This is a genomic window from Streptomyces sp. M2CJ-2 (assembly GCF_016757295.1).
GTDB lineage: Bacteria > Actinomycetota > Actinomycetes > Streptomycetales > Streptomycetaceae > Streptomyces.
This window is the reverse complement of record NZ_JAESIF010000271.1, coordinates 1-724: the sequence shown is the minus strand read 5'-3', so window position 1 is coordinate 724 and position 724 is coordinate 1. Positions and strand designations below refer to the sequence as shown.

Below are 724 nucleotides of genomic sequence, written 5' to 3'. Positions count from 1 at the left end.
CGGGTGGGTTGGTGCCGTTGGTGTGGTCGGCGAAGAGTGAGGGGGCGGTGCGGGCGCAGGCGGGGCGTCTGGCGGGTGTGCTGGACGCTGGTGCGGGTCTGGTGGATGTGGGTTTCTCGCTGGTGTCCTCGCGGGCGTCGCTGGAGCGGCGCTGTGTGGTGCTGGCGGGGGACGTGGTGGAGGCGGAGCGGTTGCTGGGGGTGGCGGCCGGGGGTGGTGCGGCCGCCGGTGTGGTGTCGGGTGAGGCGGTGGGGGGCCGTCTGGCGGTCTTGTTCACGGGTCAGGGGTCGCAGCGGTTGGCGATGGGCCGTGAGCTGTACGAGGCGTTCCCGGTGTTCGCGGGGGCGTTGGACGCGGTGGCGGACGAGCTGGATCTTCAGCTCGAGGTGCCGTTGCGTGAGGTGTTGTTCGGTGGGGACGCGGAGGTGCTGCGGCAGACGGCGTATGCGCAGTGTGCGTTGTTCGCGGTGGAGGTGGCGCTGTTCCGGTTGGTGGAGTCGTGGGGTGTGCGGGCGGGTGTGCTGTTGGGGCATTCGATCGGTGAGCTGGCGGCGGCTCATGTGGCGGGTGTGTGGTCGTTGGAGGACGCGTGCGCGGTGGTCGGTGCGCGCGGCCGGCTGATGCAGGAACTGCCCACCGGCGGCGTGATGGTGGCGGTCACCGCCGCCGAGGCGGACGTCCGCCCCCTCCTGGGCCCGGGCGTGGACATCGCCGCCGTCAACGG

General features: G+C 72.2%; 1 protein-coding gene. It reads left to right on the top strand.

Annotated elements, in window-relative coordinates:
- Positions 1-11: 11 nt before the first annotated feature.
- The coding region (locus JL475_RS39260) for an acyltransferase domain-containing protein (protein WP_307825336.1) at positions 12-724 on the top strand (713 nt) is incomplete at its 3' end.